The following is a 21,683-nucleotide window of genomic DNA, read 5'->3' on the forward strand; positions in this document are numbered from 1 at the left end:
CCGCAGTTCTTTGCGTTAGTGGCTAAAGGCCGGCCCGGGGTCCGCCGGATTCCGGATCATCCATGGCCGGATCCGCGTCCGGAGCCGCCGCAAGGTGCGCCGTATCGGTGGAGGTGGGTGCCGCAGTGCCGGATGGTCCGGTGGCGGCATTGCCCGAGGGTCCGGTGGCGGCATTGCCCGGGGCATCAACGTTTCCGCGCCACGAACCGGTTTCCGAACCGCGGCTTTCAATGAACTCCTTGAAGCGTGCGAGGTCGGACTTGACCTGCCGGTCATCGGCGCCGACCGCGGAGCCCACCTTCTCAATGAAGTTTTCCGGATCCCAGTCCAGCTGGACGGTTACCCGGGTCTCGGCGTCGCCGAGGCGGTGGAAGGTGACGACGCCGGCATGGGACTTTCCGTCAGTGCTCTTCCAGGCGACCCGCTCGTCCGGGTGCTGTTCGGTGATCTCGGTGTCGAACTCGCGTTCCACACCGGCGACCTTGGTTACCCAGTGGGTGGTGGTGTCGGACAGCTGCGTGATCGAGACGACGCCGCCCATGAAGTGCGGAAAGGACTCGAACTGCGTCCACTGGTTATAGGCGGTCGTCACCGGTACTGATACGTTGATTGACTCTTCTACGGTGGTCATGCTGTCCCTCCGATAGTGCGAATCCTGCGTCTGGCCGGGCCTTCTGCCGCTGGCCCCGATTTCCTCACCGTACACAGGAGGACAAGGCACTTCAACTAGAAGTAAGGTTACTTACATTGGCTTCCCCGGGAGCCGGCCGGTTCTGGCACGGGCCGTACCCCGGGGTTAGGCTGGGGAACAATCCATCCGCCGAAGCAGCGGTCCGGACGATGTCCGCAACGCAGTACCGGATTCTTCGGAGGGTGCATTCAGTACTCTTTTTTCGTCACCATTGGAGGAAAACATGAAGGCATCTGAAGAGCTGACCACCAACCTGCAGGCTGTCCTGGTGGACATGATCGAACTGCACCTGCAGGGCAAGCAGGCCCACTGGAATGTGGTGGGCAAGAACTTCCGGGACCTGCACCTGCAGCTTGACGAGATCATTGACGACGCGCGTATCTTCGCCGATGAGCTCGCCGAGCGCATGCGCGCCCTTCGCGCCGTCCCCGACGGCCGCAGCGTCGCGGTGGCTAACGGCACCAGCCTGCCTCCGTTCCCGGCCGGCTTGGTCGACACCCGCGACACTGTCACGCACGTGGTTGCCATGCTGGACGCCGTCGTGAAGACCATGCGCACCGTCCATGACCAGGTCGACGAGGAAGACCCGACCACCGCGGACATCCTGCACGGTTTCATTGCCAAGCTGGAGCAGTACGCCTGGATGGTGGATGCGGAAAACATTTCCGCCACGGCCTCCGTGGTCACCCCGGAGGACAGCAACCTGGAACCGACCCGCTAGGAACGCGTTTCCCGCCGGCGCAGCCCGATCCCCGAGGTGCGCCGGCTTTGTCGTTCTTGGGCTATCCGGCCCTGAAGACTGCGGCACCCGCCGCTAGCCGGCTACCGCCTGCCGTACCTCTTCCAGGAGCGCCGACATGTGCGCCAGCGCAGCGGCGGCGTCGCCCGCGGAGACTGCCTCGGCCACCAGCAGGTGTCCCCGCAGGCCGGCTTCGGTGGGATGCTGCGGCATCAGCCCCTGGCGGGTCCGGCCGGCCAGCACCTCGGCGACCACGTCCTGGAGCGACGCGAACATCTCATTCCCGCTGGCACGCAGCAGAAGCGTATGGAATTCGATGTCGGCCTGCAGGAACCGGTCCAGTTCCCCTGCCTCCCCGAGCCCCCTGAGTTCCCCGGCCAGGGCCACCAGCCGCGTTCGTGCCTCCGGTCCGGCGTGCCGGGCTGCGGCAGCCGCCGCCACCGGTTCCACGCCCGCCCTCAGCTCGGTCAGTGTCCGGAACTGCTCCGCCCTGCCGGGCCCGGCGAGGCGCCACTTGATGATGCGGCGATCGAAGACGTTCCACAATTCGGGTTCCTGGACCACTATCCCGATCCGCCGCTTGGAGTACACCAGGTTCATCGCCTCCAGGATCCGCATGCAGTCGCGGACAACGGTGCGGGACACACCGAACTCCTGCTGGAGCCCTTCGAGTGTCAACCTGTCACCGGGTGCGAGTACGCCCGAGGTGATGTCCCGCCCCAGCGTCTCGATGATCCGGGCGTTCAGGACGGCAGCCGGCGCTCCGGGCTGTTCACTCATAATCCGCGTCTTTCCGGTATCCAAGCGCTATATGCCTGAAAATGCATATAGAAGAACTGCTGTAGGGTCGGCGGTCCTCCTATATCGGCGAAGGAACCTGTTCCAGCCTAGCGTCCGTGCGCAGCAAACGCAGGACCGTCGAATCCGTGGAAAAATGGATAGCTTCGATACATTCTTTGGCGCCTGCACCGCCCTCTGGAAGGACTTTTCAACCATGATGGGTGGCCACCATGCCGCTAGCGGCGCTGCGGCCTGGGTTGCCGTTGCCTCCACCGCTCCGCACGCCTTCGGCTGGTATCCGGTGACGCCCCTCGGCGTCGTCACGGGAGCGCTGCTGACCGCGGGCGCGGCACTGCTGCCGGACCTCGATCATCACAGCGGCACCATTGCCCATTCCCTTCCCCCGCTCACCAAAATCCTCGCCCGGCTCACGGAGGCCCTCAGCGGAGGGCACCGCCGAGGCACCCATTCGCTGCTGGGGCTGGCCGTGTTCGTGGCATTGGCGACGGCGCTTGGCCGGGTCACTGCCGACGTTCCTGTTTTCGGCTCCGTCGCGGTGGGCGCGGGCATCCTGTCCGTCCTGTTGATGGGATTCGCGCTCAAGGCATTGAAGATAGCCGGCGGGCCGGCCCGCAGCTGGTTCCTTGCCCTGGCTTTCTCCGTGTTCATTGCCGTGTACGCGCCGGAAAACAATGACTGGCTGCCCGTCGCCGTGGGGCTGGGCGTGGCGGTACATATTGTCGGTGACCTCCTCACCCATCAAGGCGTCATGATCCTGTGGCCGCTGCGGATCAAGCGTCCGCGTTCGCTGGTCCGCTTTCCGGTGGTCAGCCGGCTGTGGCGGAGCAGCGGCGCCTTCTCGCTGCCGCTGATCGGCGCGGCCGGATCCTGGCGGGAATGGGCCTTGATGGTGCCCGTGACCATTTACGCGATCTTCGGCGTCACGGTGGACGGCATGACCGCATTGACCGGATGGTCTCCGTATACCTAGCCCCGGTCCTCCCGCGGAAAGCAGGCCGCGCCGGGGCTAGTGTTGCAATGTGGATCTGGGTCTAATCTCCGTAGTGGGCGTTGCCGTCATTGTGGCCGTCGCGGCCTTTTCGAGGCGCCTGGGCATAGCAGCGCCGTTGATCCTGGTGGTGGTGGGGCTGGCCCTGTCCTATACCCCGGGCGTGCCCGAGTTCTCCATTCCGCACGAATGGATATTGATGGGCGTGCTGCCCCCGCTGCTCTACGCCGCGGCGGTTAACGTCCCCGTGGTGGACTTCCGGCGCAACATCGGCGCCATTTCCTCGTTGTCCGTCTTCCTCGTCCTGTTTTCGGCGTTCGCCACGGGGCTGCTCCTGTATCTGCTGCTGCCGGGTTTGAACTTCGCCGCCGCAGTGGCGCTGGGCGCCGTGGTCAGCCCGCCGGACGCCGTCGCCGCCACGTCGATCGGCAAGCGGCTGGGCCTGTCTCCTCGCCTCGTCACGGTGCTCGAAGGCGAGGGGCTGGTCAACGATGCCACCGCCCTGGTGCTGCTGCGCTCGGCCGTCGCAGCGTCCGCCGGCGGCCTGTCCAGTATCTGGGCGGGAATCGGCGACTTCGGCTTCGCCGTCGTCGTCGCCGTCCTTGTCGGCCTGGCGGTCGGCGCAGCCACGGTCTATGTCCGGTCAAAGCTCCAGGACCCGGTCCTGGATACGGCCATTTCCTTCGTAGTCCCCTTCATTGCCTTCCTTCCGGCCGAAGAAGCCGGGGCGTCCGGCGTCCTCGCCGTTGTTGTTGCCGGGCTGTACACCGGGCACCACAGCGCCTCCGCGTTATCGGCGCAGGCCCGGATTAATGACAGCATCAATTGGCGGACCATCCAGTTCCTGTTGGAGAACGGCGTGTTCCTGCTGATGGGACTGGAGCTTCGGCATCTGGTGGAGAACATCGACACCGGCCTCCTGCCGGTCCGTGATGCCGTCCTGATTGGACTGGCGGTGACGGCGCTGTTGATCCTGCTCCGGTTCGCCTGGGTGACGCCGCTGATCTACCTGCTCCGGCTGAAGGTCCGGCACCAGGACCGCCGGACCAGGCGGTTCCGGCGCGGCCTGGACCAGGCCAAGGCGGGCGGGCTCCGCGATGAGCGCCAGCGCAGGCGGCACCGGCGCGCCGAGCTGCTTTACCTGCGGCGCCGGGCCGACGTCGAACAACTCAGCCGCGAGGGTTTGGGGTGGCGCGGAGGCGTGGTGATTTCCTGGTCCGGCATGCGGGGGGTTGTCACCCTGGCCGCCGCCCAGTCGCTGCCGGAACAGACTCCGTACCACGAGCAGCTGGTTCTGATCGCCTTTACCGTGGCTGTGGCAACCCTGCTGCTGCAGGGCGGCACCCTGCCGTGGCTGATCCGCCTCCTGGGCGTGCAGGGCCGGGACGCGGCGGCGGACCAGAAGGAGCTCGCAAAGTTGCTGGACGAGCTCACCGGGGTAGGACTCACAGTCCTGGACCGGCCGGAGCAGTGCCCGGGCGTACGGCAGGACGTGGACCCGGACGTGGTCGAAAAGGTCCGGCAGGACACCTTCCTCCGCAGCGAACTGGCGTGGGAGCGGGTGCGTGCGCTGGGGGAAAGCGAGGATCCGACACCGCAGCTCGAATACCGGGCGCTGCGCCGCGCCGTCGTCGAGGCCGAACGGGTACAGCTGCTGCTGGCCCGGCGGGAAGGACGGTTCGCTTCCCGCACCCTGTCGGAGGCGCAGCGGCTGCTGGATATGGAGGAATCCCGCCTGCGTCCGCGGCTGGGTGAGCGTTAGGAATACACCGGGACCTTAGTCCTGGTGAAGCTGGAGGTAATTGCCGCATCCGTCATCGAAGATTGCCTGGGCACCCGTCGCATCAAGGGTCGGCTCCCCGAGGAATTTGACGCCGAGCCCGGATAGCCGTTCGTACTCGGCCTGCACGTCGGGAACGCCTAGCACCAGCACCGGCAGCCGTTCCCGGTAAAGCCCGGACCGGTAGGCTTCGGCAATCGGATTGTCACTGGGCTCCAACAGCAGTCCCGGGCCCCCGGGATCCTCGGGCGAACAAACGATGAACAGGTTGTATTCGGGCATGGCCATCAAAGGTGCCAGGCCGAGGGTGCCGGTGTAGAAACCGTAGGCGCGTTCCGGGTCAATCACATGGATACCGCTCATTTTGATCCGCATCCGCCACAGGCTACTCCCGGCACCGCCGCGTGTCAGCGGTGCCGGAGCGGCCGGGAGTTCACCGGCTGCGGCGCGGTTTTCCGCTCTTTCCGCCGCCTTTGGCTTTGCCCCCGGGACGGCCGCCGGACTTGGGCGCCGGTTTGGCCCCGCTCCGCGTCTGCCGTTCCTTGGTCCGCTTCTTTGCCGAAGACTGCTGTTCAGCCTGAATGGAGGGCTGGCGGGAGGAGTTCGCGGTCCGCCCGCGCACCACACCGATGAACTCCTCGATGTCCGCACCGTTCCGCTCCTGCAGCCAGGCAATGCCGATCCGGGTCGGCGCTACCCCGTTGACCGGCCGGGCTTCAATGTCCTTCCGGGAGTGCAGCCTGGCCACGGACATGGGCAGGATCACAACTCCGCTGCCGGCAGCGGCAACCTCGAGCGCGGTGGCTGGTCCTCCCATGGCCTCGATGTCCAGGACCGTTTCACCGTCGAGATCCGTGAGGTCAACGGCGTCGAAGGCCGCCAGCGGATGGTCTTTCGAGGCAGCTGCGACCGGCTGTTCTTCATAGAGCGGAATCATGTCCACGCCGTCCGGCCGGACAAAACCTTCGGCGGGGATACGGAGAAAGGCCAGGTCCGCCCGGCCTGAGCCGAGCTCCGCCAGCGCTGCGGACTCTTCGCACTGGAACGTGCGCAGCTCCTGCTCCTGCCGTTCCCGCCAGCGGGTGATCCATTTGCCCGGCGTCACGCCCGGTACGTAGGCCACGGTCAGCGGCCGCGGCGTCGCCCCCTGCAGGGATGCTGATGTGTCTGTGGGCATCAGAACACCTTAGCCCACCGGGCCCAGGCTCGGCAGGCGGATACCCTTGGACTATGACCACCGAGAAATCCCCCCAATCCATGAAGCCTGCCACGGCAGCCAAGAAACTGGGCATTTATCTGCCTGCAGCGCCGCAGGACTTCCAGGACGGGCCTATTTCGCGGGCCCGGTTCGACGAACTTCAGTCCAATCCCCCCGAGTGGCTGACCGAGCTGCGCCGCAACGGCCCGCACCCGCGTCCGGTGGTGGCCCAGAAGCTGAACGTCTCGATCGGCGGCCTGACCCGCGCCGGAGTGACTGAGGCGCTGACCACCGAGGACATCAAGGCGCTGCTGGCCGAGCCGCCGGCCTGGCTGGTGGAAGAACGCGCCAGCTTCGCTGCCGTGCGTGCCGAAGCCCGGCGCGTCAAGGAAGCCGAAGCGCAAAAGGCCGACGGCGCCTAGGAGCTGCCGCAGGCAGGAGCCACAAGTAGAGAAGGACCGCGCAGTGGCTGCGCGGTCCTTCTCTTTAGATCCCATAGTCCCTGCGCCGGCCGGCGGGAAGACAAAAAAGAACCCCGGCCGCATGGCCGGGGTTCTTCCTGATATGTGCGCGAGGGGGGATTTGAACCCCCACGCCCTTTCGGACACTGGCACCTGAAGCCAGCGCGTCTGCCGTTCCGCCACTCGCGCAAAATGGTTTCCCTCGGTAACCTGCGGATTCGGTGATCCGTTGTGATTCCTCGGGAACAGCAGAATCAAGCATACCGGCATTTTTCCGAAATACCTAAACGGCTCATCAGAAGGCTCAAAAACCGCGGTTTTACGGGGAAAACGGGCACTCCCTGACCTCGCCCGGAGGTGCCCCTGTTCCATCTGCATCCGAGGATCGGCCCCCGGGGGCACGCGGGACGCCCGGGAGCCGCGGTAAGACATTTATCTGCGCTCACCAGTAGTATCGGAGTGGACGCATGTACCTGTGCCCTGCCGGAACCAGTCCGGCGGACTGTTCGGCCCGCATCCCGGTGCCGGAGGCAGATGCTGCAGACGCCGCAATTCATCGGACAGGACACGGAAGGAGACGGACATGGGCTTACTCGACAATGTCGAACGCGGCATTGAAAAGATCGTCCGAGGAGCTTTCTCATCCGGTTCGTCCGGCCGTGTGGAGCCCCTGGAGCTTGCCATCGCACTCCGCAGGGAACTCGACCAGCACTCCATGGTCCTGGGCCAGGGCCGGACCTTGGCCCCCAACGTCTTTACGGTGCGGCTTTCCAGTCCCGATTTCACCCAGGCGCAGAAGTGGGGCGCACCGCTGGCCGAGGAACTCTGCGACGTAGTCATCAAGCATGCCCGCAGCCAGTCCTACACGCTCCAGGGTCCGGTCCGGGTTTCATTTACCCGGGATTCTTCGCTTAAAGCCGGCGTGCTCGAGGTGGATTCCTCCACGGAAAAGGCCTCGTCCGCCCAGCCCCGGGTCCCCTCTCCGCCGGCGCCGCGGCAGGGCCCGTCCGCACGGATGCAGCCCGTCCTGGATGTCGAGGGCCAGCGTTACACCCTCAACGCGCCCTCCGTGGTTCTGGGGCGCTCATCAGAAGCCGACATACTCGTAGACGACACAGGAGTTTCCCGCCGTCATTTGGAGATCCGCACCGAGAACGGGGCCAGCAGGGCCATCGATCTGGGCTCTACCAACGGCAGCTTCGTCAACGGCCAGAAAGTTCAAGGTGAAGCAGTGCTTACCGACGGATCCACCATCGCCATGGGGCGCACCCGGATCGTGTTCCGGTTGCTCCCCGTCCGGACCGGGGGACGTTAGTGCTTAGCGAATTAACCGAAACACTCCTGCGGTACGGCTTCCTGATCCTGCTGTGGATCATGGTTATCAGCGTGGTGGGGGCTATCCGGCGCGACCTCGCCGTCGGCAGCCGTAACCGGACCGGGACCCCCACGGCCCGCCAGATCCGGAAAGACCCCAGCCTGGAGAAGCGGGTTCCGGCCCCGAGCAAAGTCACGCCACGCGAACTGGTCGTAACGGAAGGCCCCTTGCGCGGCACCACCCTCGACCTGTCGGCAAGCCCCATCCTGCTCGGACGGGCGCAGGAAGCAACGCTCGTACTGGAAGACGATTACGCCTCCGGCCGCCATGCCCGCCTCTTCCCCCAGGGCAGCCGCTGGTTCATCGAGGACCTCGGCTCCACCAACGGAACCTACCTTGGCGGAAGCCAACTCACCCGGGCACTGCCCGTCGACCCCGGTGTACCCATCCGCATCGGCAAGACGGTCATTGAATTGAGGCCCTGACGGTGGGCTTGGTTCTTCGATATGCAGCACGGTCCGACGTCGGCATGGTTCGTTTCAAAAATGACGATTCCGCCTACGTGGGCCGCTACCTCGCCGTGGTTGCCGACGGCATGGGCGGACACGCTGGAGGCAATGTTGCCTCCGCCTCCACCGTGCTCGATCTGGTCCATCTGGACAGTGCCGTCCACGAAGAGGAACCGCTGACGGTCCTTGCCGATGAAATCCAGGCGGCAAATTCCCTCCTGTCCGAACTGGTGACCACCAGCCCCCAGCTGTCCGGGATGGGAACCACCGTCACCGCACTGCTGCTCCACGAGGAGCGCCTGGCTTTGGCGCACATCGGTGATTCCCGCGCCTACCGGCTCAAAGACGGCCGGTTCGAGCAGATCAGCATCGACCACACCTTCGTGCAGCGGCTCATCGACGAGGGCCGCCTGCGCCCCGAAGAGGCCGAAGTCCACCCGCACAAGAATGTCCTGATGCGCGTGCTCGGGGACGTCGACGCCAGCCCGGAACTGGATCTGGCCACGTTCGAGGTGGAGCCGGGTGAGCGCTGGCTGCTGTGCTCGGACGGGCTGACCGCCGTTCTGCGGGATGCTGACATTGAGGGGGTCCTCCGCGGCACCGCGGACCTGCAGGAATGCGTGGACACCCTGGTTGAACTGACTTTGGCCGGCGGTTCTCCCGACAACGTCACCGTTGCGGTCATCGAAATCGCCGATGACCCCGACGCCGGCTCCGGCCCCGTCACCGCCCGTCTCTCCGAAGTGCCCTCCCCTGACCACGGCTCCCGCCCCGCCAGCCCCGCCGCCGTGGCCGCTGCTGCGCCGCCCGCGGTGGAAGACGCACCGGAAACAGACCCGGAGGACCCGGAGAGCGAACGGGAACGCGCGGCACTCATCCGCCAGGATCTCTCCTCCCGCCCGCATGTCCTGGTTGGTGCGGCCTCCCTGGCCACCGAGACCGGGGAAATTCCGATTGTCACCAAGCGTTCCGCCGAACGCCGGGCCGCCCGCATGCTCACGCACAAGGCCGAAACCGAACAGCCGCAGGAGACCGGGGATTCACCCCGGTCCGGCCGGAAGCGCTGGCTGCTGCCCGCGTTCCTGACCATCGCGGCCCTCCTGCTGGCCGCGGTGGTTTGGCTTGGCTACACCTGGACACAGACCCGCTACTACGTCGGGTCCTATGACAACCGGGTCGCCATCTACAACGGTGTTTCCCAAACCGTCGGACCCATCCATCTCTCGCATGTGACTGACATTTCCGACATTCCGGTGGACAGCCTCTCGGAATATCACCGCAACCGGGTGGAGGATACCCTTCCCGCCCGGGACCTTGAGCACGCCGGTGAAATCGTCAGCGAACTACGCGACACCGCCAAGGCCGTGCTGTGTCCTCCTTCGGATACGGCGGCTCCGACCGCAACGCCCACCCCGAGTGCTTCGGCCACCCCGAGTGCCGCGCCGGACACGGAACAAAACAACGCCTGCGGAGGTGAGCGCTAATGTCGGACATCCTCACGGTGCCTAAGCCGCGCCGCAACATTGAGGCTCTCCTGCTCCTGGTTGCCCTGCTCGTAGCGGTGGGCGCCAACATGATTGTCGGCCTGGATGAAGACCGCGCCTTCGATTCGGATTTCTGGGTCCAGGGCGGCACCCTGATGGCCCTGGTCGTTGTCTTCCACCTCGTGCTCCGCTTCCGGGCCAAATATGCCGATCCGGTAATACTTCCGGTGGTCACCGCCTTGAACGGCATTGGGCTGGCCATGATCCACCGGCTGGACATCTCTGACGGCACCAACGCCGCGGACCGACAGCTGTTGTGGAGCACCGTGGCCGTGGCCGCCGGTATCGCCGTGCTGTTCGTGATCAAAGACCACCGGATCCTCCGCCGGTACACCTATATCTCCCTGATCGTCAGCGCGGCCCTGCTGCTGCTGCCGCTGATTCCGGGTCTGGGCCAGGAAATCAACGGTGCGCGGATCTGGATCAGGGTCGGCTCCTCCGCCACCTTCCAGCCCGGTGAGATCGCCAAGATCACCCTGGCTATATTCTTCGCAGGGTATTTGTCCACAAACCGCGACCTCATCCTGCTCGCGGGACGGAAAGTGGGACCGCTGCAGCTGCCGCGGATGCAGGACCTTGGCCCGATGCTCGCGGCCTGGCTCGTCAGCATCGGCGTCCTGGTGTTCCAACGCGATCTTGGATCGTCGATCCTTTTCTTCGGCCTGTTCATGGCCATGATCTACGTCGCCACCAGCCGGGTGAGTTGGGTGCTGATCGGCCTGGGCCTGCTGTCCGCGGGCGGATTCGTAGCCCTCCAGTTGTTCAGCCACCTGCAGCTGCGCATCCACGGCTGGCTGAATGCCTTCGACCCCGAGGTGTACAACAGCATCGGCGGCAGCCACCAGGTGGTGCAGGGACTGTTCGGACTGGCCAGCGGCGGGCTGGTCGGGACCGGGCTGGGACAGGGGCGTCCGGATCTCGTGACGTTTGCGAACAGCGATATGATTATTGCTGCCCTCGGCGAGGAACTTGGCCTCATCGGTATCTTCGCAATCGTGCTGCTCTACGTCCTGCTGGTCTCCCGCGGCTTCCGGGCCGCGCTCGGAACCAAGGACGGCTTTGGCAAGCTCCTGGCCTGCGGATTGTCGTTCACCATCGCCCTGCAGTGTTTTGTGGTTATCGGCGGCGTCACGCGCCTGATCCCGTTGACCGGTCTGACCACACCGTTTATGTCTGCCGGCGGATCGTCGCTGCTGGCCAACTGGATCATCGTGGCGCTCCTGCTGCTGATTTCCAATGCCGCCCGCAGGCCTGCACCTACCGGCCCGCTGGCCACGGACATGGTCCCGGCCATGGCCGAATCCCCGTCCGGCGCCTCCGCGCGCACCCGGCGTTCCCCTAAGGAAGGAGACGAATGAACCAGGCTATCCGTAACAGCTGGGTAGTGGCCCTGGCGATGTTCGTGCTCATTCTCGGTTCGCTGACGTATGTGCAGTTCTTTGCCGCTGGCGAGCTCAACAGCAATCCCAACAACAACCGCGGTATCTACAGGGATTTCGGGGAGCCCCGGGGCTCCATCCTTGTGGACGGCAAAGCCATCGCGGAGTCCGTCCCCTCGGACGACCAGTTCAATTACCAGCGGATCTACAACAATCCGGAGCTGTACTCGCACCTGACGGGTTTCTTCAACCTGAACGGCACCACGCAGCTGGAAATGAAGATGAATGCCGAGCTGTCCGGCAACAGCTCCCAGCAGTTCTACGACAAGCTGGTCGCGCTCTTCTCCGGTGCCCAAAGCCAAGGCGCTTCGGTGGAGCTGACCATCGACCCCGAACTGCAGCAACTGGCCTACGACCTCATTCCGGACGGCCAGCGCGGTTCGATTGTCATGATGGATCCGAAGACCGGAGACATCCTGGCGATGGTGTCCAAGCCGAGCTATGACACCAACCTCCTGGCCGGGCACGACACTGCAGTGCTCGGCGCCAACATGGAGGCATTGACGTCTACGCCGGGCCTGTCTCCCTACCTGAACCCGGCCACCCAGTCCCTGCTGGCCCCAGGGTCCGTCTTCAAGATCGTGGACACCGCGGCAGCGTTGGAATCGGGCAAGTACGACGCCGATTCCATCATTCCCAACCCGGCCGAGCTGCCGCTGCCCGGCACCAACATCTCGCTCCCGAACTTCACCACCGGCGCCTGCGGTGCCCGGTCCGAGGCGGACTTCGCCTTCGCCCTTGCCTGGTCCTGCAATACCGTCTTCGCGCAGGTGGCGATGGAACTGGGCCAGGACAACATTGCAGCGCAGGCGAAGAAGTTCGGCTTCGACACCCCGTTGTCCATCCCGAACGAGGTGGTGGCAAGCCACTTCCCCGATAACGAGGATGAGGCACAGCTGGCCCTTGCCTCCATCGGCCAGGGCAGCGTGACCGCCACTCCGTTGGAGGTCGCCATGATTTCCGCGGCGATCGCTAACAACGGCGTGCAGATGACCCCGAACCTGATCCGCAGCGTCCGCGCTCCCGATCTGTCCGTGATTGATGAACCGAATCCCACGGAACTGAACACTTCCGTAAGCCCCGACACGGCCCGCCAGATCACCGAGTGGATGGTAGGCGTCGTCGACAACGGCTCGGCTCAATCCGCCCAGGTGCCCGGCTTCAAGGTGGCCGGAAAGACCGGCACCGCCCAGGTTGACGGCCGGGGAGACAACGCCTGGTTCACCGGCTTCGCGCCGGCCGACGATCCGCAGGTAGCCATTTCCGTCGTCATGGAAGACGTGGATCTGACGACCGGTGCCCAATTGACCACTCCAAGCGCGCAGAAACTCCTAGAGGCGGTGTTGAATAAGTGAGGCCTACATCGGGTATCACCTTAGGCGGCAGATTCCAGCTGACCGACCGTATTGCCATCGGCGGTATGGGCGAGGTCTGGAAGGCACGGGACCTTGTCCTGGGCCGCATTGTTGCCATCAAGATCCTCAAGGAGGAGTACACCGGAGACCCGGGGTTCCTCAACCGTTTCCGGGCCGAGGCACGCCACACCGCGCTGCTGAACCACCCCGGCATCGCCAATGTCTTTGACTACGGCGAAGAGGACGGTTCCGCGTATCTGGTCATGGAACTGGTTCCCGGACAGCCGCTGTCCACGATCATCGAACGCGACAAGGTGCTCTCCCCGGACCGCACCCTGTCGATCATCGGCCAGGTTGCCACTGCGCTGGCGGTGGCCCACAACCAGGGTCTGGTGCACCGGGACGTGAAGCCGGGCAACCTGCTCATCATGCCCGACGGCAAGGTCAAGATCACCGACTTCGGCATTGCCCGCCTTGCCGACCAGGTGCCGCTGACCGCCACCGGACAGGTTATGGGCACCGCCCAGTACCTGGCGCCGGAACAGGCGACGGGCCAGCAGGCCACGGGTTCCAGCGACATCTACGCGCTTGGTGTCATCGGTTACGAACTCCTTGCCGGCCGCCGTCCGTTCTCCGGTGAATCCCAGATCGCCATCGCCCTGGCACAGGTCAACGACACGCCGCCGCCGCTGCCGGAAACCATTCCGGAACCGGTCCGTGCGCTGATTATGTCCATGCTGGCCAAGGACCCGGCGGATCGCCCCGCCGATGCCGAGTCGCTTGCCCTGGCCGTCGCTGCCATCCGCCGCGGAGACATCAGCGCCGCGCAGGAGGCCGTGCCGGGCATGCTGCTCTTCGGGTCCTCCGCAGGTGCGGTCACGGCTCCGGTGCCCACCACCGGCACTTCCGCGACCCGTGTGGTGGACACGGCGCCGTCGACGTCGGCCCTGCCCACCGTTGCCGGCGCCACGGTAGCTGCCGGGGACGCCCGTACGGGTGAACTGGCTGCGTCCCGTGAGTGGTCCGACGAAGACGAGTATGACGACGGCGGCCAGGCAGACGTTGCGGAGGAAAAGCGCCGCAGCCCCTGGACGATTCCGCTGATTGCCCTGCTCGTGCTGATCCTGGCCGGCGTTGTGGCCTTCTTCGTCATCACCGGTTCCGAAGGTGACGAGGATCCGGCTCCCGCGGCCAGCTCCGCCAGCCCCTCCCGCAGCTCTTCGCCGTCCAAGACCCCTACCCCGAGCGAGAGCCCCGAGGACGAGATCCGCGTTGACTCCTCCGCATACGAGGGCCGGCCCGTCAATGACGTGTACTCGGAACTGGTCGCCTTGGGCCTCCAGGTGGAACGCCTTCCGGTTTCAGATGCAGATGTCCCCGAGGGCACCGTCATCGAGGTTGATCCTTCGGGGACGCTCCGGCGCGGGGACGCCGTAACCATCGTCTATTCCTCGGGCCCGGAACTCGTTTCGGTGCCGGCCCTGACCGGACAGCAGGAGGCGGCAGCGCGCCAGCGTATCGTTGATGCGGGACTGGTGCCGGTCAACGGCGGCACCCAGCAGTCCAATGCCGCGCCGGGCACCGTGGTGGGGGCCGATCCCGCAGAGGGCTCCGCCGTGCCGCGGGGATCCTCCGTCACCTACTACATTGCAGAAGCCGCCCCGTCTGCGCCGGCGCCTGTCCCGACCCAGACCGCCCCGGCGCCCTCCCCGTCGACGGCGCCGGCGGATGACGCAGACAACGCCGGCAACTCGGGGAACCCCGAAAACGGTAATGCCGGTAACGCCGGAAACAGCGGGACCGAACTGGGCCAGTCGGGCGGCGCCAGCATGACCGGCCCCACAGGCAGTAACTAAGAGACCATGAGCGCAGAATTCCTTCGAGGGCAGCCCACCCTCAACACCGACAACGTCCTGAACGGGCGGTACGAGGTTGGTGAACTCATTGGACGCGGCGGAATGGCCGACGTCTACCTGGGGCGTGACATCCGGTTGGGCCGGACCGTGGCCATCAAGGTACTGCGCCCCGACCTGGCCCGGGATCCCCTGTTCCAGTCCCGGTTCCGTCGCGAAGCACGGGCTGTGGCCGGGCTGAACCACCCCTCCGTGGTGTCCGTGTACGACACGGGGGACCAGGAGTCCGCTTCCGGGCGGGACGATGTGCGGCTGCCGTACATCGTGATGGAGTATGTTCCGGGCCGTACCCTTCGTGACCTCATCAAGGCGGACGAGCTCAGTACCGACAAGGCCATCGACTATTCCCTCGGTGTCCTCGCGGCCCTGGATTACAGCCACCGCTCCGGGATCGTCCACCGGGATATCAAGCCCGCCAATGTCATGGTGACGGCGGACGGCGGAGTGAAAGTCATGGATTTCGGCATTGCCCGTGCCATGGCGGACTCCGCTGCCACCATGACCCAGACTCAGGCCGTCATCGGCACCGCGCAGTACCTTTCGCCCGAGCAGGCCAGGGGCGAAGCCGTGGACGCCCGCAGTGACCTTTACTCTGCGGCCTGCCTGCTTTTTGAACTCCTCACCGGCAGGCCTCCGTTTATCGGTGACAGCCCGGTCTCCGTGGCCTACCAGCACGTGCGTGAACAGCCGGTCACGGCCAGCAGCTTGAACCCCGAGGTTCCGCCGGCGCTGGACGATGTCCTGAAACGCGGACTCGCCAAGGACCGGGACCACCGGTACCAGACTGCCCGCGAATTCCGTGAAGCGCTGCTTTCGGCGCGCGACGGCGGACCCGTCACCGCGGCGACCCAGGCGATCCCGGTGCCCGGTTCTTCCGCACCCGCCACGGCTGCCATTGATCCTCCCGCAGAGGAAGAACCACGCACACGCGCCATGGCCAAAGTCCTCGCCGGAGGCTCGCTCATGGCGGAGCCAGAAGAGGAATCTTCCGGGCATGAGGGCCGTTCGGTCCTGGACATCGGTTCCACCGGTGATCGCGAACCCCGGCAAAAGGCACGCCGGCGCGCCTGGATCACCGTTTTCAGCGTCCTGCTCGTCCTGGTTCTTGCCGTGGGCGGATTTGTCGGGTGGACCATGCTCAACGCCGAACCGGCGGCCCCCGTTACTGCCACCGTGCCTGAGGTCGAGGGCAAATCCCAGACCGATGCCATGAACGAGATCATCGACGCGGGCTTCGGGCCGCCTCGGATCGCGGAGGAATACAGCGACAGCGTCCCTGAGGACCTGGCCATCCGCACCAGCCCGGCCGGCGGCGCCGACGTGCCCAAGGATGAGTCGATCACGCTCTACATCTCCCAAGGGCCCTCCACCGTGACCATTCCCCAGGATCTGGTGGGAATGACGGAATCCGGCGCCCGGGATGCTCTCCGCGGCCTCGGCCTCTCCGGTGGAGCCACCAAGAAGGCTAACAGTTCCACCATGGAGGAAGGCCGCGTCCTGGGCACCGAGCCCGCCGTCGGCGAAACGGTCCCTGTGAAGGAAGAAGTCGACATTGTCGTTTCGAGCGGACTGGTGACGGTTCCGGAGCTCGTGGGGATGCCGGCAGCCCAGGCGGAAGCCGCGCTGCTTGACCCGGCACTGCTGTTGACGCCCAAACTGACGGAAGTTGAATCCGAGGATGCAGCGCCGGGGACGGTCATCCTGCAAAGCGTCCCCGGCGGCACGAACGTGGTTCCGGGAAGTTCGGTGGTCCTGACGGTTGCCAAGGCTTCGGCTCCGGAACCGACCCCGGAGCCGAAGCCGTCGCCGTCCGGTTCGCCGGCCACCCCGCCGGGACGGCGGTAACCGGTCAGCGCCGGTACTTTACTGGGTGCTGATCAGCGGGCTCAGGGTGGCGGCGTGTGCCGCCGCTGCAGTGAGGCCGGCTGATTCCAACCAGTTGCCCAGCATCTGGTAGCCGCCCTCGGTGAGCACGGATTCCGGATGGAACTGCACTCCGGACAGGGGTGCTGACGCGTGCCGCAGCCCCATGATGATCCCGCTGGCGGTCCTCGCCGTGACCCGAAGCTCGGCCGGGATGCTGTCGGTAACCGCCGCCAGGGAATGGTAGCGGGTGGCCGTCAGGGGGCTGGGAAGCCCCGCAAAGACATCCTCCCCGTTGTGTTCCACCAGCGAGGTCTTGCCGTGCATCAGTTCGGGTGCGTGCGTAACGGTGCCGCCGTAGGCCTCCGCCAGGGCCTGATGCCCGAGGCAGATGCCGAGCATGGGAGTGGCAGTGGTTCCGCACCAGCGGATCAGGTCAACCGAGACGCCCGCCTCGCCCGGTGTTCCCGGCCCCGGAGAGACCAGCACACCGTCATGGCTGGCAGCCAGTTCCACTGCTTCCTCGACGCTCAGGTCGTCGTTGCGGATGACCGTGGTCTCTGCCCCGAGTTCCCGAAGGTAGCCCACCAGCGTGTAGACAAAGCTGTCATAGTTATCGACCACCAGTATCCGGGTGCTCATGGTGCTAGGAACCGCCAATCGTTGAATCCGTCAAAGAGGGAAGGATGTTGATCTCGGCAAGCCAGGGGAAACCGTATTCCATCAGAGCCAGCACTGCCGCGGCAATCAATGCCGCGGAGAGCAGGACGCGGACCCATAGCGGCCCGGGAAGGTGCCGGAACAACCATCCGTACATTTTAGCGGCCTCCTGCGGCATTGGCGGCAACGGCGTCGGCAATGGCCGGCGGAGGTCCCGCGGACAAAGGCTGCCATGAGTCCATCAGGGCATAGGCAATGATGCGTTCCTGCGACCCGAAGCGCGGGTTGCAGCTGGTGAGCGTCAGGAATCTCTCGCTGGGGACGGCTGCGGGGTCCGTGGGGACGGCAGCAAGGACGTCGACCCGGTCCGGAAGCACTATCTGGGTATTCCGGTAGACATAGTCGTAGTACCCGTCCGCGGTCTGCACGTAGATATGGTCGCCCGGCACCAGGGTATGGATCGGGTCCAAGGCCTTGCCGTGGGTCTGCCGGTGGCCGGCCACCGCGAAGTTGCCCACGCCGCCGGGCATGGCGGTGGCGGGATAGTGTCCAAGCCCCAGGGTGTCCAGCACGGCCGTTCCGACGCCGTTGGTTACCGGTGTGGAATACTCCCCGCCGAACCGCGGCACATAGACGACGGCGAATGTCTCGCCTTCCGTACTCAACGGCTCCATGACCACCGGATCCCCGTATTCCTGGGGCGATGCTGCCGGCGCCGGCGTTTCCGGCAGGTCAAAATCCTCGAACAACCCGTCAATGGCTTCCTGCTGCGCCTGGTCCGACTCAAGGTTGGTCCACCAGAGCTGCCACGCGACAAACAATGCCAGGATGATGCCCAGCGTGATCAGCAGCTCGCCGAAAACCTGCACGGCCATTCTTCCCTTTCCGCCCGGACGGCGGGAGGAGGAACGGCGCCCGCGGGTGCGCTGCAGCGTGGTAACGGATGGCTCAGCCAATGCTCTCCTCTAGCTGGTGCCGGTATTTCACGGACTCAGGGAACCGGCGACAGCGCGGCCGGGGAATTCGCTAGGATAATCAGAATAGGGATGACCCTAACAGGTCTGCGCGGGGATGGAGACTTCCCCCTGCCGGCTGCGGTTGTCCACGACCATGAATACAACCACCGGCGTCTGCAGAGCCGGTTCCACCTAGGAGGATCCGTGCCTGAGTCCAGGTCCCGCAAGAAGCCTTCCCGTCCCGCAGCCCCGGAGCGGGCCGTATCCGGCCCCAAAGAGAACCCCGTCTGGTACAAGCCGGTCATGTTCGGCCTGATGATCCTGGGCCTGCTGTGGATCATCACCTACTACATCACCCAGGGCCAGTATCCCGTGCCCGCTTTCGGTGCCAGCAACATCCTGGTGGGCTTCGGTATCGCGATCGTGGGCTTCCTGATGACGACGCGCTGGCGCTGATGCCCCGCCTTCCCCCGGGCTTCCCCTTGCCGATTCCGGCACGGGGAAGCCTTTTTTGTGGGCGCGGCAGCCGCTATCCCCGGTTTTCCTGTTGTTCACAGGTTGTGCACGGAGTTATCCACAGGTGTGGGAAACTCTGTGGGTTACCGTCGGAAGTTCCTTGCAGATAAAGGGAAGCAGGTTATCCACACCTGTGGAATTACATGTGTGTAAGTCTGCTCAGCCTATGGATAACCCTGTGGATCGGGCTTGGCGTCCCAAAACTACAACCATGTAGGTTATTAACACTGTGGGTATCCCTGTGGATAACTTTCGCCCGCTGTGGACCGGGTTAAACGGCTGTGCCCGCCGTGGCTCACGGCGGGCACAGTACGCGAAGGGAGTGGCTAACCCGGGATGATCCGGACGGGAGCGGGCCAGAACACAGCGGCTGCGACAAGCAGCAGGACTATCCCGGCCAGTCCGGCAAACTGGATCGCAGAACGGTGCCTGCCCCTCGGTGTATAGGCCAGGATGGCTGCAGTGGCCGCACCCGTAAGGAGGCCGCCGACATGTGCCTGCCAGGCGATGCCGGGCACCACGAACCCAAGGACAAGGTTCACCGCCACCAGGATCAGCAGGGAGCGCAGCTCCCCCCGCCGCTGCCGGATGACGACGAACAGGGCGCCGAAGAGGCCGAAGACGGCTCCGGAGGCTCCCACCACCGCCGTAACGGGATCGCCGAGGTACATCACGCCCACGGAACCGCCCAGTGCGGAAATCACGTAGAGCAGGGCAAAGCGGACGCGGCCGAACAGAGGTTCGAGGCTGCTGCCGAGGAACCAGAGGGCATACAGGTTGAAGGCGATGTGAAGGACGCTGCCCTGTGAATGCAGGAAGGCGGAGGTGAGCAGCCGCCAGGGCTGGGAGTCCGTCAGCACGGGGGCAAAGAAGAAGCTGCGGGTGAAGTCGGGAAGCAGCAGCTGCAGTATGTAGGCGACGGCGCAGATGGCCATGATGGTGATGGTGACCAGGGGTTTGCCGCTGGGCGACACGCGGCCGCCGAAGGAGGTGCGGTAGGTCGGCTGCGCTTTGCGCTGCTCATTGAAACAGTCCACGCACTGCACACCCACGGCGGCATTGTGCTGGCACTCCGGGCATGCCGGGCGTCCGCAGCGCTGGCAGCGGATGTAGCTGACCCGGTCGGGGTGGCGGGGACACACGGGCACCTGCGAAGCCGGCACCTCGGCCGGCACACCATATGACATTGCTGGAACTCCCGGATATTGACGAAAGGCCCCGGCCGGAAGGTCCGGCCGGGGCACCGCCGGTTCGATTAGAGCTGTTCGACGGTAATGCTGTTGATGACCACGTCTTCGGTCGGCTTGTCGCGCCCGTCGGTCGAAACAGCGTTGAGCTGGTCAACCAGTGCGCGGGACTCTTCGTCGGCAACTTCACCGAAGATGGTGTGCTTGCCCTGCAGCCACGTGGTGGGTACGGAGGTGATGAAGAACTGCGAGCCGTTGGTGCCGCGTCCCATCTGGATGCCTGCGTTGGCCATGGCCAGCTTGTAAGGAGCGGAGAAGTCCAGATCCGGGTTGATCTCGTCGTCGAACTGGTAGCCCGGTCCGCCCGTGCCGCGGCCCAGGGGGTCACCGCCCTGGATCATGAAGTCCTTGATGATGCGGTGGAAGATCGTTCCGTCGTAGAGCGGGCGGTTGGTCTTTTCGCCCGTCGCCGGATCGGTCCACTCGATCTCGCCGGTAGCCAGACCCACGAAGTTTTTCACTGTCTTGGGGGCGTGGTTTCCGAAGAGATCGACACGGATGTCGCCCATGGAAGTGTGGATGGTTGCTTTTGCTGTAGGAATAGCAGTCATAAGGACATTCTTCCACGGCACATCTGCGTGCGGGCGGAAACGGCCTGGTTCAGCGCACAGTGAAAACCGCGCCCCGCCAGGGTCCTCGATAGCAGAGACCCGCCGGAACACGTAGGCTAAGGCTGAAACGACAACTATCCCGGGAGGTAGTTTTGAAGAAGGACCGCATCACCCATGATCTCGAAGCCAACGTCGCTGCAGGCATCGTGACCGCCCGCGACTGGGCATCACCCAAGGTCGAAGCAGCCCGCGACTGGGCCGTTCCCCGCATCGAAAAAGGGATCGAAACGGCATCCCCCAAGATCCAGGACGGCATCAAGCGTGCTGCCGACGAAATCGCCCAGGGTGTGGCCACCGTTACGCCCCGCATCCAGGGCGGGCTCGAGAAGGTTGGGCCGCGCATCAGCCACGCCGTGGAGGAGGCCGCTCCCCGCATCCAGGGCACGCTGGACCGTGCCACTCCGGCTCTGAACACTGCCAAGGACCGGGTTGTTGACGATTACATTCCCGCCCTGTCGACGCGCATCGGGGTCGCCGCAGACAGCGTTTCACGCAGCCTGACCGCTGCCAACGTGCCCGTCCAGACCGCCGTCGCCAAGGTCACCGGCAACAAGAAGTCGCTGAAGCGTGCGCAGAAGGCCGCTGCACAGGCGGCCAAGCAGGCCCGCAAGAGCCAGAAGGGCGGCGGCAAGGGCTGGCTGGTCTTCGGCATCATTGCTGCTGCACTCACGGCCGGCGTAGCCGCCTGGCGCGCTTCCCGTCCGGTTGAGGACCCGTGGAAGACTCCGGCTCCCAAGCCGGCAGCCGCCACTCCGGCACCCAAGCCGACAGCCACCACTCCGGCAACGGCTCCGGCCGGCGCGGGCTCTTCCGCCACGGCTAAGCCGGCAGCCGCCCCCAAGGCTGAAGCACCCAAGGCGGAGGCCCCCAAGCCTGCTGCGAAGGCCACGGAGACCGCTGCTCCCGCCCCTTCCGACACTGCGGAGACTGTCGCCAGCATCAAGGAAGCCGCAGAGCGTGCCGCGGCCCGTTCCGGCGAGAAGGATGCTGAAGCCGGCAAGCACAGCAAGGAAACCGCCGGCGATGCAAAGGGAGCTGCAAAGCCCTCCGGTGCGCACTCCGAGAACAACACCGGCAAGTAGCAATATCGTTCGGAC

At 65.3% G+C, this 21,683-nt stretch carries 21 protein-coding genes, 1 tRNA gene and 1 pseudogene; 13 read left to right on the top strand and 10 right to left on the bottom strand.

The annotated features are described in order from the left end of the window. Positions 1-187: 187 nt before the first annotated feature. Positions 188-631, bottom strand: a pseudogene (locus AC5RT8_RS08955) (SRPBCC family protein); the annotation flags it as partial. Between the two features lie 283 nt (positions 632-914). Here AC5RT8_RS08955 and AC5RT8_RS08960 point away from each other — a divergent pair. After that, positions 915-1,412: a Dps family protein gene (locus tag AC5RT8_RS08960; protein WP_494095362.1), complete on the top strand. Its 498-nt coding sequence runs from the start codon at positions 915-917 to the stop codon at positions 1,410-1,412. 93 nt (positions 1,413-1,505) lie between these two features. Here the strand turns inward: AC5RT8_RS08960 and AC5RT8_RS08965 are convergent, their stop codons facing one another. Continuing rightward, a complete protein-coding gene (locus AC5RT8_RS08965; RefSeq protein ID WP_494095363.1) occupies positions 1,506-2,210 on the bottom strand; it encodes a FadR/GntR family transcriptional regulator in 705 nt (234 codons plus the stop codon). Between the two features lie 154 nt (positions 2,211-2,364). Between AC5RT8_RS08965 and AC5RT8_RS08970 the strand changes: the two genes are divergently transcribed. Next, positions 2,365-3,201 (top strand): metal-dependent hydrolase, encoded by an 837-nt coding sequence (locus AC5RT8_RS08970; protein ID WP_494095364.1) that lies wholly within the window; start codon positions 2,365-2,367, stop codon positions 3,199-3,201. Between the two features lie 49 nt (positions 3,202-3,250). Then, complete coding sequence (locus AC5RT8_RS08975; protein ID WP_494095365.1) at positions 3,251-4,981, top strand: cation:proton antiporter; 1,731 nt, start codon at positions 3,251-3,253, stop codon at positions 4,979-4,981. Between the two features lie 15 nt (positions 4,982-4,996). Here the strand turns inward: AC5RT8_RS08975 and AC5RT8_RS08980 are convergent, their stop codons facing one another. Both AC5RT8_RS08980 and AC5RT8_RS08985 read right to left on the bottom strand, forming a co-directional pair. After that, positions 4,997-5,374: a VOC family protein gene (locus tag AC5RT8_RS08980; RefSeq protein ID WP_494095366.1), complete on the bottom strand. Its 378-nt coding sequence runs from the start codon at positions 5,372-5,374 to the stop codon at positions 4,997-4,999. A 58-nt stretch (positions 5,375-5,432) separates the two neighbouring features. Continuing rightward, positions 5,433-6,176, bottom strand: coding sequence for a LysR family transcriptional regulator substrate-binding protein (locus AC5RT8_RS08985; RefSeq protein WP_494095367.1), 744 nt, complete (start codon positions 6,174-6,176; stop codon positions 5,433-5,435). Between the two features lie 80 nt (positions 6,177-6,256). Here AC5RT8_RS08985 and AC5RT8_RS08990 point away from each other — a divergent pair, with 80 nt between their 5' ends. Beyond that, a complete protein-coding gene (locus tag AC5RT8_RS08990; RefSeq protein ID WP_494095843.1) occupies positions 6,257-6,619 on the top strand; it encodes a DUF5997 family protein in 363 nt (120 codons plus the stop codon). A 145-nt stretch (positions 6,620-6,764) separates the two neighbouring features. Here AC5RT8_RS08990 and AC5RT8_RS08995 read toward each other — a convergent pair. Next, positions 6,765-6,847 (bottom strand) — tRNA-Leu (locus tag AC5RT8_RS08995). 394 nt (positions 6,848-7,241) lie between these two features. On the opposite strand from AC5RT8_RS08995, the gene AC5RT8_RS09000 reads away from it, so the two are divergent. From AC5RT8_RS09000 to pknB, 7 genes are read left to right on the top strand one after another with little or no spacing between them, the layout of a single operon-like run. Beyond that, a complete protein-coding gene (locus tag AC5RT8_RS09000) occupies positions 7,242-7,973 on the top strand; it encodes an FHA domain-containing protein (protein WP_494095368.1) in 732 nt (243 codons plus the stop codon). Then, on the top strand, positions 7,973-8,458 hold the full coding sequence (locus AC5RT8_RS09005) for an FHA domain-containing protein FhaB/FipA (protein WP_494095369.1): 486 nt from the start codon (positions 7,973-7,975) through the stop codon (positions 8,456-8,458). Before AC5RT8_RS09000 ends, AC5RT8_RS09005 begins: the two co-directional genes overlap by 1 nt. Before the next feature lie 44 nt (positions 8,459-8,502). Beyond that, complete coding sequence (locus AC5RT8_RS09010; RefSeq protein ID WP_494095370.1) at positions 8,503-9,966, top strand: PP2C family protein-serine/threonine phosphatase; 1,464 nt, start codon at positions 8,503-8,505, stop codon at positions 9,964-9,966. Beyond that, positions 9,966-11,384, top strand: a complete 1,419-nt coding sequence (locus AC5RT8_RS09015) for an FtsW/RodA/SpoVE family cell cycle protein (RefSeq protein ID WP_494095371.1) — start codon at positions 9,966-9,968, stop codon at positions 11,382-11,384. The genes AC5RT8_RS09010 and AC5RT8_RS09015 overlap by 1 nt, the downstream gene beginning before the upstream one ends. Next, entirely contained in the window at positions 11,381-12,820 is a 1,440-nt protein-coding gene (locus tag AC5RT8_RS09020) for a peptidoglycan D,D-transpeptidase FtsI family protein (protein WP_494095372.1), read from the top strand. The genes AC5RT8_RS09015 and AC5RT8_RS09020 overlap by 4 nt, the downstream gene beginning before the upstream one ends. Next, positions 12,817-14,676: a protein kinase domain-containing protein gene (locus AC5RT8_RS09025; RefSeq protein WP_494095373.1), complete on the top strand. Its 1,860-nt coding sequence runs from the start codon at positions 12,817-12,819 to the stop codon at positions 14,674-14,676. The genes AC5RT8_RS09020 and AC5RT8_RS09025 overlap by 4 nt, the downstream gene beginning before the upstream one ends. 6 nt (positions 14,677-14,682) lie before the next feature. Beyond that, the gene (gene pknB, locus AC5RT8_RS09030) at positions 14,683-16,578 is read left to right on the top strand and encodes a Stk1 family PASTA domain-containing Ser/Thr kinase (protein ID WP_494095374.1); all 1,896 of its coding nucleotides are present in this window, start codon (positions 14,683-14,685) and stop codon (positions 16,576-16,578) included. 18 nt (positions 16,579-16,596) lie between these two features. On the opposite strand, the gene AC5RT8_RS09035 is transcribed toward pknB, so the two are convergent. The 3 genes from AC5RT8_RS09035 to AC5RT8_RS09045 are packed head-to-tail and all read right to left on the bottom strand — an operon-like array spanning position 16,597 to position 18,212. Continuing rightward, entirely contained in the window at positions 16,597-17,238 is a 642-nt protein-coding gene (locus AC5RT8_RS09035) for an aminodeoxychorismate/anthranilate synthase component II (RefSeq protein WP_494095375.1), read from the bottom strand. A gap of 4 nt (positions 17,239-17,242) precedes the next feature. Further along, positions 17,243-17,413, bottom strand: a complete 171-nt coding sequence (locus tag AC5RT8_RS09040) for a hypothetical protein (RefSeq protein ID WP_494095376.1) — start codon at positions 17,411-17,413, stop codon at positions 17,243-17,245. Between the two features lies 1 nt (position 17,414). After that, positions 17,415-18,212 carry a class E sortase gene (locus tag AC5RT8_RS09045; RefSeq protein ID WP_494095377.1) on the bottom strand — a complete coding sequence of 266 codons (798 nt, stop codon included), beginning with the start codon at positions 18,210-18,212 and terminating at the stop codon, positions 17,415-17,417. A gap of 204 nt (positions 18,213-18,416) precedes the next feature. Between AC5RT8_RS09045 and AC5RT8_RS09050 the strand changes: the two genes are divergently transcribed. After that, positions 18,417-18,668 (top strand): cell division protein CrgA, encoded by a 252-nt coding sequence (locus tag AC5RT8_RS09050; RefSeq protein ID WP_494095378.1) that lies wholly within the window; start codon positions 18,417-18,419, stop codon positions 18,666-18,668. A gap of 386 nt (positions 18,669-19,054) precedes the next feature. Here AC5RT8_RS09050 and AC5RT8_RS09055 read toward each other — a convergent pair whose 3' ends face one another. Together AC5RT8_RS09055 and AC5RT8_RS09060 are read right to left on the bottom strand one after the other, a co-directional pair. Beyond that, positions 19,055-19,780, bottom strand: a complete 726-nt coding sequence (locus AC5RT8_RS09055; protein WP_494095379.1) for a rhomboid family intramembrane serine protease — start codon at positions 19,778-19,780, stop codon at positions 19,055-19,057. 203 nt (positions 19,781-19,983) lie between these two features. Further along, entirely contained in the window at positions 19,984-20,526 is a 543-nt protein-coding gene (locus AC5RT8_RS09060) for a peptidylprolyl isomerase (RefSeq protein WP_494095380.1), read from the bottom strand. Positions 20,527-20,678: 152 nt separating this feature from the next. Between AC5RT8_RS09060 and AC5RT8_RS09065 the strand changes: the two genes are divergently transcribed. After that, positions 20,679-21,668: a hypothetical protein gene (locus AC5RT8_RS09065; RefSeq protein WP_494095381.1), complete on the top strand. Its 990-nt coding sequence runs from the start codon at positions 20,679-20,681 to the stop codon at positions 21,666-21,668. The last annotated feature ends 15 nt before the right edge of the window (positions 21,669-21,683 follow it).

The sequence above is a fragment of the Arthrobacter sp. Ms25 genome (assembly GCF_059090365.1).

What these genes read in the sequence shown, in the direction of transcription:
- AC5RT8_RS08960 (WP_494095362.1), top strand. Translation starts at nt 915, where the DNA reads ATGAAGGCATCTGAAGAGCTGACCACCAACCTGCAGGCTGTCCTGGTG.
- AC5RT8_RS08965 (WP_494095363.1), bottom strand. Translation starts at nt 2,210, where the DNA reads ATGAGTGAACAGCCCGGAGCGCCGGCTGCCGTCCTGAACGCCCGGATC.
- AC5RT8_RS08970 (WP_494095364.1), top strand. Translation starts at nt 2,365, where the DNA reads ATGGATAGCTTCGATACATTCTTTGGCGCCTGCACCGCCCTCTGGAAG.
- AC5RT8_RS08980 (WP_494095366.1), bottom strand. Translation starts at nt 5,374, where the DNA reads ATGCGGATCAAAATGAGCGGTATCCATGTGATTGACCCGGAACGCGCC.
- AC5RT8_RS08985 (WP_494095367.1), bottom strand. Translation starts at nt 6,176, where the DNA reads ATGCCCACAGACACATCAGCATCCCTGCAGGGGGCGACGCCGCGGCCG.
- AC5RT8_RS08990 (WP_494095843.1), top strand. Translation starts at nt 6,257, where the DNA reads ATGAAGCCTGCCACGGCAGCCAAGAAACTGGGCATTTATCTGCCTGCA.
- AC5RT8_RS09000 (WP_494095368.1), top strand. Translation starts at nt 7,242, where the DNA reads ATGGGCTTACTCGACAATGTCGAACGCGGCATTGAAAAGATCGTCCGA.
- AC5RT8_RS09010 (WP_494095370.1), top strand. Translation starts at nt 8,503, where the DNA reads ATGGTTCGTTTCAAAAATGACGATTCCGCCTACGTGGGCCGCTACCTC.
- AC5RT8_RS09015 (WP_494095371.1), top strand. Translation starts at nt 9,966, where the DNA reads ATGTCGGACATCCTCACGGTGCCTAAGCCGCGCCGCAACATTGAGGCT.
- AC5RT8_RS09020 (WP_494095372.1), top strand. Translation starts at nt 11,381, where the DNA reads ATGAACCAGGCTATCCGTAACAGCTGGGTAGTGGCCCTGGCGATGTTC.
- pknB (WP_494095374.1), top strand. Translation starts at nt 14,683, where the DNA reads ATGAGCGCAGAATTCCTTCGAGGGCAGCCCACCCTCAACACCGACAAC.
- AC5RT8_RS09035 (WP_494095375.1), bottom strand. Translation starts at nt 17,238, where the DNA reads ATGAGCACCCGGATACTGGTGGTCGATAACTATGACAGCTTTGTCTAC.
- AC5RT8_RS09040 (WP_494095376.1), bottom strand. Translation starts at nt 17,413, where the DNA reads ATGTACGGATGGTTGTTCCGGCACCTTCCCGGGCCGCTATGGGTCCGC.
- AC5RT8_RS09060 (WP_494095380.1), bottom strand. Translation starts at nt 20,526, where the DNA reads ATGACTGCTATTCCTACAGCAAAAGCAACCATCCACACTTCCATGGGC.